The 16,300-nt window shown below is 41.3% G+C and carries 21 protein-coding genes and 1 riboswitch; of the genes, 4 read left to right on the forward strand and 17 right to left on the reverse strand.

What is annotated here, in order from left to right:
- Positions 1-55: 55 nt before the first annotated feature.
- The 6 genes from OIT90_RS06455 to OIT90_RS06480 form a co-directional block, all read right to left on the reverse strand.
- Complete coding sequence (locus OIT90_RS06455; RefSeq protein ID WP_024422843.1) at positions 56-592, reverse strand: spore maturation protein; 537 nt, start codon at positions 590-592, stop codon at positions 56-58.
- Between the two features lie 4 nt (positions 593-596).
- Positions 597-1,184: a nucleoside recognition domain-containing protein gene (locus OIT90_RS06460; protein WP_474892373.1), complete on the reverse strand. Its 588-nt coding sequence runs from the start codon at positions 1,182-1,184 to the stop codon at positions 597-599.
- Positions 1,172-2,323, reverse strand: coding sequence for a D-alanyl-D-alanine carboxypeptidase family protein (locus tag OIT90_RS06465; RefSeq protein ID WP_041085973.1), 1,152 nt, complete (start codon positions 2,321-2,323; stop codon positions 1,172-1,174). The genes OIT90_RS06460 and OIT90_RS06465 overlap by 13 nt, the downstream gene beginning before the upstream one ends.
- Before the next feature lie 112 nt (positions 2,324-2,435).
- On the reverse strand, positions 2,436-2,915 hold the full coding sequence (locus OIT90_RS06470) for a YpuI family protein (protein ID WP_041085975.1): 480 nt from the start codon (positions 2,913-2,915) through the stop codon (positions 2,436-2,438).
- A 113-nt stretch (positions 2,916-3,028) separates the two neighbouring features.
- Positions 3,029-3,622 (reverse strand): SMC-Scp complex subunit ScpB, encoded by a 594-nt coding sequence (gene scpB / locus OIT90_RS06475; protein ID WP_024422847.1) that lies wholly within the window; start codon positions 3,620-3,622, stop codon positions 3,029-3,031.
- A complete protein-coding gene (locus OIT90_RS06480) occupies positions 3,612-4,370 on the reverse strand; it encodes a segregation/condensation protein A (RefSeq protein ID WP_474892374.1) in 759 nt (252 codons plus the stop codon). The genes scpB and OIT90_RS06480 overlap by 11 nt, the downstream gene beginning before the upstream one ends.
- 209 nt (positions 4,371-4,579) lie before the next feature.
- On the opposite strand from OIT90_RS06480, the gene OIT90_RS06485 reads away from it, so the two are divergent.
- Positions 4,580-4,672 (forward strand): YjcZ family sporulation protein, encoded by a 93-nt coding sequence (locus OIT90_RS06485; protein ID WP_012010430.1) that lies wholly within the window; start codon positions 4,580-4,582, stop codon positions 4,670-4,672.
- A 90-nt stretch (positions 4,673-4,762) separates the two neighbouring features.
- Positions 4,763-5,287, forward strand: a complete 525-nt coding sequence (locus OIT90_RS06490; RefSeq protein ID WP_251180634.1) for a DUF309 domain-containing protein — start codon at positions 4,763-4,765, stop codon at positions 5,285-5,287.
- A 24-nt stretch (positions 5,288-5,311) separates the two neighbouring features.
- Here the strand turns inward: OIT90_RS06490 and OIT90_RS06495 are convergent, their stop codons facing one another.
- From OIT90_RS06495 to OIT90_RS06525, 7 genes are all read right to left on the reverse strand, one after another.
- Positions 5,312-5,665 (reverse strand): GNAT family N-acetyltransferase, encoded by a 354-nt coding sequence (locus OIT90_RS06495; RefSeq protein WP_039179637.1) that lies wholly within the window; start codon positions 5,663-5,665, stop codon positions 5,312-5,314.
- A 113-nt stretch (positions 5,666-5,778) separates the two neighbouring features.
- Positions 5,779-6,243 (reverse strand): 6,7-dimethyl-8-ribityllumazine synthase, encoded by a 465-nt coding sequence (ribH, locus tag OIT90_RS06500; RefSeq protein ID WP_029706184.1) that lies wholly within the window; start codon positions 6,241-6,243, stop codon positions 5,779-5,781.
- 26 nt (positions 6,244-6,269) lie between these two features.
- The gene (gene ribB / locus OIT90_RS06505) at positions 6,270-6,896 is read right to left on the reverse strand and encodes a 3,4-dihydroxy-2-butanone-4-phosphate synthase (RefSeq protein WP_474892375.1); all 627 of its coding nucleotides are present in this window, start codon (positions 6,894-6,896) and stop codon (positions 6,270-6,272) included.
- 11 nt (positions 6,897-6,907) lie between these two features.
- Positions 6,908-7,558, reverse strand: a complete 651-nt coding sequence (gene ribE / locus OIT90_RS06510; RefSeq protein WP_474892376.1) for a riboflavin synthase — start codon at positions 7,556-7,558, stop codon at positions 6,908-6,910.
- A 253-nt stretch (positions 7,559-7,811) separates the two neighbouring features.
- A riboswitch (FMN riboswitch) is annotated at positions 7,812-7,953 on the reverse strand.
- A gap of 106 nt (positions 7,954-8,059) precedes the next feature.
- Entirely contained in the window at positions 8,060-8,404 is a 345-nt protein-coding gene (locus OIT90_RS06515; protein WP_034623431.1) for a hypothetical protein, read from the reverse strand.
- Positions 8,405-8,634: 230 nt separating this feature from the next.
- Positions 8,635-8,871, reverse strand: coding sequence for a DUF2164 domain-containing protein (locus tag OIT90_RS06520; protein ID WP_058837977.1), 237 nt, complete (start codon positions 8,869-8,871; stop codon positions 8,635-8,637).
- A 190-nt stretch (positions 8,872-9,061) separates the two neighbouring features.
- A complete protein-coding gene (locus OIT90_RS06525) occupies positions 9,062-9,643 on the reverse strand; it encodes a TetR/AcrR family transcriptional regulator (protein WP_474892377.1) in 582 nt (193 codons plus the stop codon).
- A 267-nt stretch (positions 9,644-9,910) separates the two neighbouring features.
- Here OIT90_RS06525 and OIT90_RS06530 point away from each other — a divergent pair, with 267 nt between their 5' ends.
- A complete protein-coding gene (locus OIT90_RS06530) occupies positions 9,911-11,110 on the forward strand; it encodes an MFS transporter (protein ID WP_059377128.1) in 1,200 nt (399 codons plus the stop codon).
- 30 nt (positions 11,111-11,140) lie between these two features.
- Here the strand turns inward: OIT90_RS06530 and OIT90_RS06535 are convergent, their stop codons facing one another.
- Positions 11,141-11,578 (reverse strand): peptidylprolyl isomerase, encoded by a 438-nt coding sequence (locus tag OIT90_RS06535; protein WP_008359679.1) that lies wholly within the window; start codon positions 11,576-11,578, stop codon positions 11,141-11,143.
- 321 nt (positions 11,579-11,899) lie between these two features.
- Between OIT90_RS06535 and OIT90_RS06540 the strand changes: the two genes are divergently transcribed.
- A complete protein-coding gene (locus OIT90_RS06540) occupies positions 11,900-12,784 on the forward strand; it encodes a DUF1002 domain-containing protein (protein ID WP_024422856.1) in 885 nt (294 codons plus the stop codon).
- A gap of 38 nt (positions 12,785-12,822) precedes the next feature.
- On the opposite strand, the gene lysA is transcribed toward OIT90_RS06540, so the two are convergent.
- From lysA to spoVAEA, 3 genes are all read right to left on the reverse strand, one after another.
- The gene (gene lysA, locus OIT90_RS06545; protein ID WP_039179655.1) at positions 12,823-14,148 is read right to left on the reverse strand and encodes a diaminopimelate decarboxylase; all 1,326 of its coding nucleotides are present in this window, start codon (positions 14,146-14,148) and stop codon (positions 12,823-12,825) included.
- Positions 14,149-14,263: 115 nt separating this feature from the next.
- Positions 14,264-15,736: a spore germination protein gene (locus OIT90_RS06550; RefSeq protein ID WP_047204120.1), complete on the reverse strand. Its 1,473-nt coding sequence runs from the start codon at positions 15,734-15,736 to the stop codon at positions 14,264-14,266.
- Positions 15,690-16,298 carry a stage V sporulation protein SpoVABEA gene (gene spoVAEA, locus OIT90_RS06555; RefSeq protein ID WP_047204121.1) on the reverse strand — a complete coding sequence of 203 codons (609 nt, stop codon included), beginning with the start codon at positions 16,296-16,298 and terminating at the stop codon, positions 15,690-15,692. Before spoVAEA ends, OIT90_RS06550 begins: the two co-directional genes overlap by 47 nt.
- Positions 16,299-16,300 lie beyond the last annotated feature (2 nt).

A 16,300-nucleotide genomic window follows, 5' to 3' on the forward strand; every position in this document is an offset into this window, starting at 1 on the left:
TCTAATTTCAGCTAAAAAGCGATTTTCCATCCATGAAATACAAAAAAGCGCCTGATTAGGCGCCGCTAAATAACAAACTGACGATAATCACAGATGCAATGACACCAATGAGATCTGCTAACAAACCTACTTTCAGCGCATCTCCCATCTTTTTAATACCGACTGCTCCAAAATAAACCGTCAAAATGTAAAGGGTGGTGTCTGTTGACCCTTGCATGACTGCCGCGAGCTGACCAATAAAAGAATCTGGACCATACGTCGCTATCAAGTCTGATGTCATCCCAAGTGCAGCCGTTCCTGATATCGGGCGAATAAACGCAAGTGGAACGACTTCGGGAGGGAAACCAATCGCTGTAAAGACTGGTTTTAAAAGTCCCATAACAAAATCAAGCGCACCTGACGCACGGAATATCGTAATAGCTACAAGCATGCCGACTAAATAGGGAATGATGGAAAAGGCAATTTGAATGCCCTCTTTTCCTCCCTCCACAAATGTTTCATAGGTTGGTACCTTTTTAATGGTTCCAGCAATCAAAATCCCTGCGATGATCAGTGGAATCAAAGCAAGTGACAGCCAGTTAATAAATGCCACAAGATCACCCCCGCCTGCTTCTGCGATAGTGGAAATAACGATCGATGAGAATTGCTCCGATTCCTGAAATGAGTGTTGCTAAAATGGTTGGTCCTACAATGTCTGTTGGCTGATCTGCCCCATAGGTCATTCTTATAGCAATGACGGTTGTTGGCACAAGTGTGATAGAGGATGTGTTGACCGCTAGAAATGTAATCATAGAACGGCTTGCCTCATTTTTTCCGCCATTTAATGCTTTCATCTGCTCCATCGCCTTAATCCCAAGTGGTGTAGCGGCATTCCCAAGACCAAAGAAATTTGCCATGAGATTGGACAAAATATACCCCATTGCAGGATGATTAGGCGGAATATCCGGGAATAGCTTTGAAATAAAGGGCCGGCACATTTTACTAAAGAAATTTAACAGCCCTGCCTCTTCGGCAACCTTCATGAGCCCGAGCCAAAAAACGAGGACACTAATCAGACCAATTGAAATAGTAACCGCTTCTTTTGAGCCCTTAAATACAGCCTCATTCACTTCATGCATCGTTCCATTAAACATCGCATAGACAAGACCGATGACAGTGAGAAATACCCAAATTAGATTGACCATGAAGATCCGCCTATAGATGTCTGAAAGACAGACTTAAACATTTCTTGAAAGCTTTTCTGAGGCATGCGGTTTCGTTTATTCTCATAAAAAATCGGTAATTGCTCGATCACCTGTCCATCTAATAAAATCGTCATTTTCCCTACAACATCTGGGATGGCTTCGGCGTTTTTTTTCCATTTCTTTTTAGGGGTGAGCATTTCTGTTTCAATTTTGACAAGTTTTTTCTCATCTTCATTTAAAAAATAGTCCACATCACGCTTGATAAACGCTTTTTTTTCGTAAAAGGTCCCTTTTAACGAAGCAAGTCTTCCTTTTTCAGCAAGCACATACGTTTTGTAGTGATCAAATGCATATTCAAACATAGAGATATGATCCTTCCAGTCGTCCGGCGCATTAATGGTCACAGCGATCAGCTCAGCATCCCCTTTTGCAGCGGTGGAGACGAGTGTACGTTTTGCAAGTTTTGTATATCCTGTTTTCCCTCCAGTTGAATATTCGTATAAACCGGTGAGTAGCTTGTTTTTATTTTTCCAATAGCCTTCCATTGTTTTCGCTTTATAGAAAGTCGTACCGGCAATTTTTTGATATTGTTTATGTTTCATCGCGTATTTTGTTAGGATCGCCATGTCATAGGCTGATGAATAATGATTTTTATGATCATCGAGTCCGTGTGGGTTTTGAAAATTCGTATTCTCCATTCCTAGTTCAGCCGCCTTTTGATTCATCATAAAAATAAAGCCTTCTAAGCTGCCGCCAACATGCTCTGCAATGGCAACAGCTGCATCATTTCCAGAACGCAGCATGAGCCCGTATGTCAAATCTTCTAAGCTTACCTTCTGCCCTTCCTTTAAATAAATGGATGAGCCCTCCGCTTGAATCGCGCGTTTTGATACTTTGACGGTATCTTTCATTTTTCCTGATTCAATAGCTAATACAGCCGTCATGATTTTTGTAATACTGGCGATTCTTCTTTTTTCGTGCTCGTCCTTTCCAAATAGGACTCTGCCTGACTGTCCATCTATTAAAATGGCACTTCTTGCACTCACTGATAACGAAATGTCTGCTTTGGCATGTGAGGAAAAAGGCAGTAAGAGTGTAAATAGAAGAAGGACTGCTGTTCCAATTTTTAAATAGGGCATGTTCATTCACGTCCTTGTCCGTTTTGTACAAGTGTATGCTCAGCTGAAAAAGTTATGATGCCTCGTCCATAAAAAAAGCGCCTCTACATGTAGAGGCGCTTCTTCGAATTACTTATACCATTTTCACTTGTTGATGAGAAGTCGTATATTCCAGCTCTTCTCTCATCGCTAAAAAGTCTTTTTCTAATGAAGAAAATAATTGTTTCATATCAGCGGATACTTCATGGTGAAAAACAATGCTGCTTTTTCCTGTATAGGCCGAACGGCTGTCTTCGTACCATGTATCCTTTTTCGGCGTGAAAAATTCTTCAATACATTGATGATAAATACGGTGAAGCATCTGCTGTGCGGCTTGCTGCGGAAATGTCTGCTGCTGCCCCATTTTCCTGCAAACTGCTGCTGCATCCTCGCTGTACACTGCAAGCTTCCGTAATGTACTCAATATGTCACAATAATAGGCTTCCGCTTCGGGGTTTAATCGTTTCAAGCTTGATAAGGTGGCTTCGTTCAGAAAACCATTCATTTCAATTGCAACCTTTGATAAAAAGACGCCTGCTTGATCAACTTGAGCCTTTACATTCATATGTGCCATTTGTTTCTTGTTTACCTTCCCCTCATGGCTTTGTCACCATTTTATCTGTCATCAAAAGATTTTAGACCTAAAATCTTTTTTATATTTTATCATACATTTTTCCTTCTTTTGAACTATTTTATATCTTCAAATGTTTGATTGAAGTTTTCAAAAAATAGATCAGCTTCTTCTTGCACACCATCTGCTTCCACATTCTCTGGAAGCGGTGGTAATTCATCTAACGCTTTTAAGCCAAATTGCTCTAAAAAGGTCGGGGTTGTCCCATAAAGAATTGCTCGTCCCGGGCCATCGGCACGTCCTACTTCACAGAGCAATGCTTTGGCTACTAAGCTATGAAGCACACGCTCTGATTTGACGCCTCTAATCTCCTCTACCTCACTGCGTGTAATCGGCTGTTTATAAGAAACAATGGCAAGCACCTCCAGCGCTGCCTGCGACAAACCTTTGGATGGTGTCTCGACTAATTTTTTTAAATACATGCTGTATTCTTTTTTCGTCAGCAGCATATATGAATCTGCATATTCAATGAGCTCAATCCCTCGTTCTTGTTTTTGATATTCTTCCTTTACGGAAGACATAATGTCGAGTAATACCGACTCATCTACTTCAAGAACAGACATGAGCTGTTTTCTTGTTAAGCCTTCGTCACCTGCTGCATACAGCAGTGCTTCTAAGATGGCTTTCCAATTCACGATATCAAGCGTCATGAATCGTTTCACTCCCTATGATATAAATGTCTTCAAAGTTCCCTTCCTGCTCTAGCATGATTTGATGACTTTTCATCAATTCGAGAACAGCAAGAAACGTCACGACAAGGTGTTCCTTTTGATCATGTTGAAATAGAGTCATGAAATTGGTCCGCTTTTTTGTTTTTCTTAAATGGTTCATAATCTCATTCATTTTGTCTTCAATCGGGATTTCTTGTCTTGTAATCTTTGATGGTGCTGGTTTCGTTATTTTCTTTCGGTTTAATACCTTTTGGAACGCACCTAACATATCATACACCGTTACGTGTAAATTTGGGTCCTTCGCTTCTGATTCTTTTGCAAATTCGCTTAAATCACTTGGTGGTTTTGTAAAGGCATTTTGCCTTTCTTCTTCGCGTTCCTTTAGTTCTTGTGCTGCATTTTTATACTTGCGGTATTCAATCAATTTGCCAATCAGCTCTTCTCGAGGATCCTCTTCCTCTTCGAGCAGGTCTTCATCAAACAGCTCTTCCTCTTGTTTCGGAAGAAGCATTCTGCTTTTAATACTCAGGAGGGTTGCAGCCATGACCAAATATTCACTCGCAACATCGAGCTCAAGCTCCCTCATCGTGTGGACATATAATAAATACTGCTCCGTAATTTTAGCGACGGGAATATCATAAATATCAATTTCCAACCGGTTAATTAAATGTAAAAGCAAGTCCAAAGGACCCTCGAACGAATCTATTTTCACCTGATATTCCAGCATCTTTTTCTCACCATTTCTACTGTCTTCTAAGTACCGTTTCATCGGCTAACCTTTAGTATAAGACAGGATAAAGCTCTCGTCCAATATAATTTCGGCCATGATGCCTTGGGCAAATCAAGAAAAACAGTGGATCCGCCCATACCAATAAGGGCATTTATACATAGAATACCATTGTAATCAGAACTGATGAAAAAGGAGGCCGTATCATTATGGGAGATGGCTATAACTTTGGCGGAGGATTCGCGCTTATTGTCGTGCTTTTCATCTTGCTGATCATCGTTGGCGCGGCTTGGGTTTATTAAAGAAACAGAGCGTCCTTTTCACTAAAGGGACGCTCTTTCTTCTTTTCTTTTCAATATGTTAGACTGAAAGTGGAAAAGGAGATGACCGCTGTGTATCCTGAAGCGTACGTGGCTTTTTTACACGAATTTCATACAACAAGAGATTATTTTGAGTGTCATGAAATTCTAGAGGAATATTGGAAGGAAGATCCCCCTGAGCAGCGCAAAGAATATTGGGTCGGGCTCATTCAGCTCGCTGTTGCCTTGTATCATCAAAGACGGGGAAATGGAAAAGGAGCAAAACGGCTCATTTCTAACAGTCTTCATTTGTTAGAAGCAAATCGTTCAGTATTATCGAATCTCGGTCTGGATGATCAGGCATTTCTGATGCTTCTGAGAACGCTGAAAAAGAAAATGGATGAAGATATGCCCTATGAAAGTGTGATGCTGCCGATCAAAGATGAAGCACTTCTTTCTTTATGCCAAGAAATGGCCCAAAAAGAAGGACTGCTCTTTGGGCAGGAAAGCAACTTATCCCATACATTTTTAATCGAAAAACATAGACTTCGTGACCGGACAGATGTATTGCTGGAGCGAAAAAAGCAGATTGAACGTAAAAAAAGCAGAGGACTATAGCCTCTGCTTTTACATGTGTGATATTTAATTTGATTCGCTGTGACACTTATGAAAGAAGCCTTGCGTTAATTCATTTGGAATGAGTGTTTTGGTTTTAAATATGTCTTCCACGGCTAAAACCATTTCCTTGCCGATTCCTTGATCACGATGGGATGGATTCACACTAATATGTTCGATTTGTACTTGGTCGTCTGTTTTCAACACACCAATAGCACCTACAATATCCTCGCCATCTTTCCATAGGAACAGCTGCCGATCTTCATCCATTTCATATGACTTCATCGTCTGCTGAAGCTGTTTGACGTCTTTCTCACCCGGCATAAAGGACAGGAGTCCCATGGCAATTTTTTCAAAAGACCTCTTGTAACGAATTAACATATATACCCCTCAATATTCAAATTATCCTAATTTCCAGCAAATGTCTTATGATTCATTTGCTCATCACACATTATAAACATTTTTATACCGTTTTTAAACTCTTTTTCACTAAATTAAGAGAACGTTCGATTGAGATTCGCCATTTCAATAGCAGCTGCAGCCGATTCGCTGCCTTTATTTCCAGCTTTTGTACCAGCTCTTTCAATGGCTTGTTCAATCGATTCTGTTGTCAGTACACCAAAGATAATCGGTACCCCTGTTGACATTGCACTTTGAGCAATTCCTTTAGCAGCTTCATTACAAACGTAATCATAGTGAGTCGTTGCGCCTCTGATCACGGTTCCAAGTGTGATGACTGCATCATATTTTTTGGTTTCAGCTAATTTTTTTGCCATGTACGGGATTTCAAAAGCGCCTGGTACCCACACAACATCGATATCATCACCATTTGCTCCGTGTCTGAGCAATGTGTCTTCTGCTCCATCTAACAGTTTACTTGTAATAAAATCATTGAATCTCGCTACAACGATTGCAAATTTTAGTCCTTCTGCTACTACATGACCTTGTATTGTATTCATATGTTAATCATCCTTTTTTGTGATTTTTATTTTGTTTTGATAGTCGCTGCTTGATTATTGTTTAAATATGTCTGTAATGCTTCTATTGTCAGCATCTTTAAATCATGCTGTTTTTGGATCTCCTTTAGTTCAGGGACGCGAGCCATTGATCCATCTGCATTCATAATTTCACATATGACACCCGCTGGCTCTGAGCCTGCCAGTTTAGCAAGATCAACCGCTGCCTCTGTATGACCTGGTCTTTCTAGTACGCCGCCTTCTTTTGCAATAAGCGGAAAAACATGGCCTGGACGGGCAAATTCGTCTGGCTTTGCGTCTTTATTTAACATGGCCAGCACGGTCGTGGAGCGCTCAAAAGCACTGATACCAGTTGTCGTTGTCACATGGTCGATGCTTACTGTAAATGCTGTATGGTGTGCATCTGTATTATGTTCAACCATTGGATGCAGATTCAGGTGTTTGGCGATCGACGCATCGACTGGCGTACAAATGAGGCCTCTTCCATGTAAAGCCATGAAGTTAATCACTTCAGGTGTGGCATGCTCAGCCAGTGCCACAAAGTCTCCTTCATTTTCTCTGTCTTCATCATCCACTACGATAATGATTTCTCCTTGTTTAAGGGCATTTACTGCCTCATCAACAGAATGATACATACAATCGCCTCCTAGAATCCGTGCTCTTTTAGAAATGATGGGGTCAATCGAGATGGCTGTTTATCGCCTTGCTCTTTTGTTAAAAAACGATAAATGTATTTACCGATCATGTCACACTCTATATTCACGATATTCCCCATAGATTTAGTCGGGAAAATAGTTCCTTCAAGCGTATGAGGAATAATAGAGACTGTGACTTGTGAATCTCGCAAATCGAAAATGGTCAAGCTGACACCATCTATTGCGATCGAACCCTTTTGGGTGAGCATATCTGTGAGGGTCTTGTCCATCTTTAAATCATAGTAAATGGCATTACTCTTCTTTTCTATTCGGGTGATGACTGCCGTTCCATCAACATGGCCTGAGACAAAATGGCCGCCAAATCGTCCATTTGAGGACATGGCTCGCTCTAAATTCACTGGACTGCCTTTTGTCAGCTGATCCAGTGATGTCGATTTGACCGTCTCTGGCATCACATCTGCGGCGAACTGTCCTTTTGTAAAGCTTGTGACTGTCAGACATACTCCATTAATGGCGATACTGTCTCCGAGGTGAACATCTTCCAGCACACGGCTGCATGTAATGACAATTTCCATGGCATCTGCTGACTTTTTACTTAATGACTGAACGGTGCCAACTTCTTCAATAATCCCCGTAAACATGTGATCCTCCCTTTCTTTTCATTTGTATTTCTCACTTTTTAAAAAAAGCGATGTTAGGGACATGTGATCGATTGAGCACCTTCGTCGCTTTTTATGGTCCATACAAGGTAGATGAGGGATCACCTAATAAACACTGCATGCATCTATTAACAACAAAAACATACAGAAAGCCCCGGAAAAAATTCCGGGGCTGTGGTTTTTTTGCATCAGAAATAAGACTATGATCAACAAATATTTTTCGTTCATAGCTTTCTTTATCCTTCTCCCATCCAGACTTTCACTGTCGGCTTCAGCTTTTCACTGAATCAACCGTTAATAAATTAACGGGTCACGGGCTGTAAAGCATTTGCTTTATTACCGTCGGTCGGGATTTTCACCCTGCCCCGAAGGATACAATCGATATTTAGCTGTCCTTAGGGGCTATTATAGCGATCCTTGTTGTCAAATGCAACAATCAAGATTTCTTCAAAAAAAAAGCCTCCTTATAGGAAAGGAGACATGTTAATTTACGACTTTTACTACTTTTATCAGTCCATCTATTCTTTTTTCATTACTAAAGTAGGCTTTAATACGATCGCCTTTTTTCAGATCGGCCACATCATCTTCAAATTTCTTACCATTAAAAATGATTTTGGTGCCATTCTTTGCTTGACCGTAATATTCATCTCCATCAATTTTCGTAATGGTATATTCATAGATAGTGTAATCTTTATCATTATTTGTTAAGCTCTCGCCAATGGCTGTTGGCACATCTTCAATTTTCATGCCATTCATGTATAAATAACCTGCGCCTAAACAAAGCAGTAAAACAAATAAGATTGCCATTTTTAATTTAATTTTCCCCATATTTAGAACCTCCATCATCTGCACTTCGCCTATTTGTATGTTTTATTCCTTCTTTTATTGAAATAAAACCAAAAAAGCTGATTTTCATTAATGGTTACTTATATAACGATTCAGATGGCCCTTTGGTTCCACCTCTTAATCATTACATATGATACGAATATGCGTTCTTTATTAAGGGGGTCTTTTTCTTATTTATAAGTTCGTCCCACACGATACTGCAGGCTTTTCGATTATATTCTTTTTTCGAGTGCGAATAAGTCTTCCTCTAACAATTGTGACCGCTGAACAGCGATGCTGCGGCTGTCGCGAACCCCTTGATTATAATAGTAGCTTCCAAGGTTTTTTGTGATAAATTCTAGTATATTAATGGCTGCTAATTCACCAATCTCTTCTTCTCGTTCTTCGGCAAAGTAACGCTGAATGGCCATCATCATTTGATTTTTTTCTTCTTTAGTGAGTGTTTTCAAAGTCTCCCCTTCTTTCTATTTTCTTCATTTGCAGCTGGATATGCTGGCATTTCACAAATACGAATGTTTGTTCTCTTATCATATCATAAAAAAAGATTCTGTGCATGAATGCCCTAAAAGAAAAAGCGTATTTTGATGTAATGGATCAAAATACGCTTTTTCTCAGAAGGTGTCATAGGTGTTATCCATTTTATTTTAAAATGGATAGGATCGTCGCTACAGAATGATCTACAAATGAACGCTCTGGACGTGACTTCATGAAGACGGTAAGCCCGATGAAAGAAACGACCAGTGTCTGTGCTAAGGCTTTAGCATTCAAGCCGCTTTCGAGCTCACCTGAGCGAATACCTTGCACGATCTTTTCTTCAAAAATAACCGAAAGATACATCTGATGCTCTCTTGTCAGAATTTCAAATTTCTCTTCGTGTGGAGCAAGCTCCACTATTGTATTAATGCAAAAACAGCCTTTACTTGGGCCATCTCCATATTCCTCTTCCACTACATCTGTCAATAATAGATGAAATGCTTCCTTTACAGATCGATTGTTTTGAAGTTTTGTTCGAATACGGGCTGCATGCTGCTTTGTATATGTGCGTAATGCAGCCTCAAATAATTCCTCTTTATCTCCAAAGGCTGCGTATAAACTTGGCCGCTGTATTCCCATTTTTGCAGTCAAATCGCTTAACGTTGTAGCTCTATACCCCTTTTCCCAAAAAAGCATCATTGCATCATTCAACGCTTTTTCCTCATCAAACTCACGCTGTCGAACCATCATCAATTCCTCTTTTCAACAATAAAATCCTTTCACGATAACAACCATCTATTTCTTTGTTTGTAAGTTTTCATTACCAATCGGTATATAATGATTGTATTTTATTCATGTAACATTGTCAATTTGTCTTTCTGATCTCCAAATCAACATAGAATAACCAAAATAAAATCTTGACTTTAAAACGTTTTGTTGGTTATTCTTAATCATAATCATTTTGTACCGATCAGTATATTATATTAAAAAGCTCAAAAAGAGGGGATGCAATGAATGGTTAAAGATAAAATGACTCACTATATGGCACTACTTTTTGCAGCAGCCTGCGGGATGGCTGTTGCAAACATATACTTCGCACAACCGTTACTAGATTCACTGGCAGCCGAGTTCGATATCACGTATTCATCCATCGGTATTGTCATTACGATTACTCAGCTTTGTTATGCGGCGGGGCTGCTACTGATCGTACCACTTGGTGATCTGTTGAATCGACGCCGGCTCATCATTGGTCAGATGCTTTTATCTGTGCTTGCCCTCATTCTAGTCGGCATCGCTCCTATCGTCACCGTCCTATTTATAGGATTAGCATTGGTCGGACTGCTCGCTGTAGTCACTCAGGTACTCGTTGCGTTTGCAGCAAGTTGGGCTGCTCCAGAAGAGCGCGGCCGTATCGTCGGCTTGGTGCAAAGTGGAATCGTCATCGGTATTCTTCTCGCCCGAACCTTTGCTGGTGTATTAACCGATTTTGCTGGCTGGAGGTCTGTATATCTTGTTTCTGCCGTCATCATGCTGATCCTAACTGGCGTATTGTTCCGAGTGCTCCCGCGTGATGACAGCAAAAGAGAGTCATTATCTTATGCTCATCTGCTTCGTTCAATGTTTGTATTGTTCATACAAGAACGAATCCTGCGCATCCGCGGGATTCTAGCTCTTCTGATTTTTATCGTCTTTGGTACGTTATGGACTTCACTCGTGCTGCCTCTCAGTACTGCGCCACACTCTCTTTCACATACTGCTATTGGCGCATTTGGTCTTGCTGGAGCAGCCGGAGCATTAGGGGCTGCTCGGGCTGGCAGCCTTGCTGATCGAGGTTTTGGACAGTTCACAAGCGGTATAGCCCTTGTCCTATTATTCATTTCATGGTTTTTCATCAGTTTGACTGAACATTCACTTATTGCCTTAGTCATTGGCATTATCATTCTTGACCTATCTGTGCAGGCAGTACACGTAACGAATCAGACTATGATTTTCACAGTGCGGCCTGAGGCGAGAAGCCGGCTTACGGCTGCTTACATGATTTTTTACTCCATCGGCAGTGCGACCGGTTCAATTGTTTCAACCAGCATATACGCAGCCTATGGCTGGAGCGGAGTATGTCTTTTTGGTGCCTCTATCAGCGCTTTAGCCATTTTGTATTGGATCATCACCTATCGCCTAACGAAACAAATCACATTTGACTCAGAAACAAAATAAAAAAACACCGCGATTAAGCGGTGTTTTGGATTACGCATCCACAACTTCAACTTTTTCCATGCCTTGGCCTTGCTCCATATCAAGTACAGCCTCGATACCAGATGTTACCTTGCCAAAAACAGTGTGAACACCGTTTAAGTGCGGCTGCGGGTCATGTACGATAAAGAATTGGCTGCCGCCTGTGTCTTTACCAGCATGTGCCATTGATAATGAACCTCTTTCGTGCTGATGTGGATTTCCTTCTGTTTCACATTTAATTGTGTAACCAGGACCACCCGTTCCATTGCCGTTTGGGTCCCCGCCTTGGCTGACGAAGCCTGGAATCACGCGGTGGAACTTCAATCCATCGTAGAAGCCTTCATTCGCTAATTTTTCAAAGTTTGCTACTGTACCTGGAGCAGCCTCTGGGTAAAGTTCAAACTCAATTTTCTTTCCATTCGTTAATTGTATGTATCCTTTTTTCGCCATTTTTCACATTCTCCTTTCAGGTTAAACAACGCTCATTATAGCACATTTTCGGTGATGTTAAACATCCCCTGCTCTTCGATTGTCATTTACCTCTTAACTGATGATTGATAAAATAGGATTGCTTGATTCTTTTTTCCTCATAAAATGATATGTGACGAAATGACATGTCTTCATTTATTGGAAAAGGAACACATCTTAAAAAGAAAATTGAAACGTCGAGTCAATTTGTTACGTCTATATGATGGAGTGCATTTCTGTACGTGTACTCAAAAGCTGAGTTTCTCTTGAAAGAGGAACGCTTTCGACTTGAAGGAGGTCAACATGTTTAAAAAAATGATGCTTGGTATGATGGCAGCGCTCCTTTTCCTAATTGGTGCGCCAAAAGTCAGCTTAGCGGATGCAGCTGTCGGCGATGTCATCGTCACACTCGGGCAAGACTTAACACCAGCTGATCGACAAAAGGTGCTTGACGAGTTGAATCCACCTGAAAATGCGACAAAAATTGAAGTAACCAATAAAGAAGAGCACGAATATTTAGGAAAGTATATCCCTCGTTCTTCTATCGGGACGAGAGCATTATCATCTTCATCTATCACCATTGAGAAATCAGGTACTGGTCTGACTGTGGATACACACAACATCAAGACCATTACAGATGAGATGTATTTAAATGCTTTAATGACAGCAGGTGTCAAGGATGCCAAGGTTGTCGTCACTGCTCCATTTGAAGTATCTGGTACAGCCGCACTGACGGGCTTACTTAAAGCGTATGAAGTGTCAAGCGACAAAGCCATTCCAGAAGATGTGAAGCAGGTGGCGAACGAAGAGCTTGTGACAACTTCTAAATTGGGTGACTCCATCGGGAAAGACAACGCTTCTGCCCTTATTGCAAAAATCAAAGATGACATTGCAAAAAACGGTGTCCCTAAAACCACAAAAGAAGTAGAAGAAAAAGTCGATCAGGCTGCTTCTGATTTGAACTTAAATCTGACGCAGGATCAAAAAGATCAGCTTGTCTCGCTATTTGATAAAATGAAAAACATCAATATCGACTGGAATCAAGTAGGATCTCAAATTGATAAAGCAAAAGACAAGATTACAAAATTTATAGAATCAGATGAAGGGAAAAACCTTCTTCAAAAGATTTGGGATTTCTTTGTCTCCATCTGGAACGCGATCGTCTCTGTATTCACTGGAGGAAAATAATCCATGAAAAAAAGCTGCCTGTACCCCAGGCAGCTTTTTTAATTAGATGATTTCACTTTTGATTGATACGGTAAATCAAGTTTGACAATGTCCTCATAGGTTTCACGCTCAACCACAAGCTGCGCTTCCCCGTCCTCTACAAACACAACCGCTGGGCGCGGGATGCGGTTATAGTTGTTTGACATACTATAACCGTAAGCTCCGGTACAAAAGACAGCCAATAAATCCCCTTGTGATAACTCTGGCAGATCGATATCCCAAATGAGCATATCTCCGCTTTCACAGCATTTACCGGCAATTGAAACGGTTTGATCATGCGTTTGACTCATTTTATTGGCACTTGCCGCTTCATATTTCGCTTGATATAAAGCCGGACGAATGTTGTCACTCATTCCGCCATCTACCGCAACATAATCGCGGATGCCAGGTACGTGTTTTGATGATCCGATCGTATAAAGAGTCGTCCCTGCATCTCCAACGAGAGAACGGCCTGGTTCTATCCAAATCTCCGGCATATCGAACTCATAGCGGGCCACGTTCTCTTTCACAGCTTGGATTATTTTCTCGACATATTCTGTCGCAGGAAGTGGTTCATCCTCTTCTGTATAACGAATCCCAAAGCCGCCGCCTAAGTTTAACACTGTAGAAATAAAACCAAATGATTCTCTCCATTCATCCAGCTTCAAAAAGATTTTATCTGCCGCAAGGACAAAACCAGCCGTATCAAAAATTTGTGAACCGATATGACAATGAACACCTAAAAGCTCGATCACTTCTGAACGAAGCACTTGTTTCACCGCTTCATCTGCTTGTCCATTGTGAAGATCAAAGCCAAATTTTGAATCCTCTTGACCTGTCGTAATGTAATCATGCGTATGCGCTTCGACACCAGGTGTGATGCGGAGCAATACTTTCACTTTTTTTGACAGCTCTTGACCAAGCTGTTCAATGAGCTTCATTTCATAGAAATTATCCACAACAATACAGCCGATCCCATGCTCTAAAGCCATTTTTAATTCTTCTCTGCTTTTATTATTGCCATGGAAATGAATTTTTTCTACTGGGAAGCCAGCGCAAATGGCTGTGTGAAGCTCACCGCCTGAGACAACATCAAGAGATAATCCTTCTTCTTTAGCAAGCTGAAACATGGCGATGGAAGAAAATGCTTTACTCGCGTATGCTACCTGTGCTGTTAATTCTTCTTCTATAAATGCTTTTTGAAAGCTTTTTGCGCGCTCCCGTATTAAAGCCACATCATATACATAAAGTGGTGTCCCATACGTTTCAGCTAAAGAAACGGCATCAACACCACCAATTTCTAAATGACCGAGTTCATTTTGTCTGCAAGTGCCGTGTAAATACAATGTCATTCCCTCTTTCTCCGCTTCGGCTGAAAAAAGGCAGCTGCGTGAGCTGCCTTTTGCCTTGTCTCAAAGTTAAAAATACAATATCACAATCTTCAGCCACTTTCAATGAGCCTTAAGAATTTGGCGGAATTTTTGATCTGTTTTGAGGGTGAACGATGCTCGGTCTTACTTTTGAGCCAGGAACAGACGTCCGAATCAGCACTTGCCACAGAGCCTTCCCATTAAAAGGGAGGAACGGCCACATATAAGGCGTCTGCAATGAACGAATGGAAGTTAAATAAATGAGTAACAACGTAAAACCAATGATGAGTCCATTCAGCTTGAAGATCGCCACTAGTGCTAGGATGATGAGCCTGACAATCTTATTGGCGACACTCAGCTCATAGCTTGGCGTTGTAAAGGTACCGATCGCCGCCAGTGAAACGTATAAGATGACCTCTGGTGTAAACAAACCGACATCAATAGCGATTTGTCCAATTAAAACAGCCGCGATCAGTCCCATGGCGGTCGACAATGCGGTTGGCGTATGAATTGCTGCCATCCTTAAAAATTCCACCCCGAAATCAGCAAGGAACACTTGGAGAATCACAGGGATATGAGAAGGTTTGTTAAACCCAATATAGCTTAAATTGTCAGGCAGAAGATTTGGTTCAAGGATAAAAAGAAACCAAATCGGCAAAAGAAAGGTAGAACATAAAATGCCTAAAAAGCGTACCCATCTTAGGAATGTACCAACGGCAGGAGCCTGGCGATATTCTTCTGCATGCTGAACGTGGTGAAAAATAGTGGTTGGTGTAATGATGACACTAGGGGATGTATCCGTAATGATGATGACATGCCCTTCTAATATGTGGTTAGCGGCGACATCTGGACGCTCGGTGTAACGCACTAGCGGAAAGGGATTATATCCTTGCTTAATAATAAATTCTTCAATCGTTTTATCAGACATCGTCAGCCCATCAACCTTAATTCCTGATACTTCTTTTTCTATAATATCTACAAGATCTGGGTCTGCAATATCTTCAATATAGCAAACACAAACATCGGCTTTGGAACGCTCGCCTACTTTGAGCATTTTGTATCGCAGCTTTTCATCCCGCACTCTTCTTCGAATAAGCGCTGTATTTACAATAATGTTTTCAACAAATCCGTCTCTTGCTCCCCTGACAACCTTTTCTGTATCCGGCTCCTCAGGCATTCTGCCAGGATAACTTCTAACATCAATGATAAAGGCGTAGTTTTCACCTTCTACAACAACTGCTACAAGCCCGGACAGCACTTGATCCACCGCTTCATCCAGCGTTTCTACCTTGGAGACCTGCTGATTGACAAGGCGGTTCTCGACTACATGTGCAAGATCATCTGATTCTGGTTCGTTGTCATTGATTTCGATTAGTTCTTTTAATAAGTAGATGACATACTGCGTATCACACAACCCGTTTACATAGTAAAGCTGGATTTCCTGATCGTGTATATAAATTTTCCGAACACCAAGGTCAAAGCTGAGACCCATTCCGACATTTTCTTTGAAGTAATCTTCATTTTTCTTCGGGTCTCGGTACACGTTTACCTTGTCTTTCTTCATGGAAGCCACTCCTTTCTAATATTAATTCCACTGCTTTCATCGTGATTGGAGATCCCTTGCTCAGATCATCTTTCCGTCCCATCTTGCCAATATCTCCAATCCCGACAACGAACGGGAGATTGAGGGAGTCAAGACAATACACTGTATCCCCGCTCATTTTATGGGGCTCCATTTCGGGAAGACCGTGTTTGTCGACACCGTATTCTGTCAGTTCACCTTCCCGGTCAATGGAGACATGGACCTTTGTCCATTCGGCTTGGTGCGTCTTGGATGCAACTGCAATCGCGCCAATAACTTCGATTTCAGGGTGGCGTGCCACATGTTTCATCGCCGTCTCGCCTGTTCCTTCTCCGGTCAGTCCAGAATCATCAAACATCACAAAGACTGGATCATACGGCGTTTTTAAAATCATCTGAACAAGTTCAGGTCCTGTCCGTTTGCTTGGATTTCCTTTTGAGCTGGAAATACATCGTCCGCCGACGTTTTTAGCGGCGAGCTCAATGGTTTTGGCAGCATATATATCTCCGTCTGTCACTAAAATGACTTTCCGTCTTTGCCCCATAT

This window comes from Bacillus sp. ABR (genome assembly GCF_056172715.1).